Source organism: Bacteroides sp. CAG:633, from assembly GCF_000435115.1.
In the GTDB taxonomy this organism is placed as follows: domain Bacteria; phylum Bacteroidota; class Bacteroidia; order Bacteroidales; family Bacteroidaceae; genus Bacteroides; species Bacteroides ndongoniae.
On record NZ_FR883102.1, the window covers coordinates 2,825 to 3,142 of the forward strand.

Genomic DNA, 318 nt, shown 5'->3' on the forward strand with positions numbered 1-318 from the left:
CCGGCTGCCACGATTGCCCTGCTGCTGTTGGTGGGCGGCGTACTGCCGGGGCGGTTGTTTGCCCGCATTCCTGTGACTCAGGTGTTCCGCCGCTACACCGAAGGCAAGAAGGGGTGGAAACGTCCGCTGCTGTTCGTGCAGTTTGCGGGTGTGGCCTTCATCTGCGGATTAATGTGCATGGTGATGATGCAATACCACTTCGTTATGAGTAAGGACATGGGCTTCAGTACCGAGCGCATTGCAGGCACCTACCTGCCCTTCAAGACGGCCAAGGAGTGCGACAACGCCTACAACTTCTTCCGCAGTCTGCCTTATGTC

Annotated in this window: 1 pseudogene; it reads left to right on the top strand. The window is 57.9% G+C overall.

The features are described from left to right. Positions 1-318 (top strand): annotated as a pseudogene (locus QVP67_RS10500) (ABC transporter permease); the annotation flags it as partial.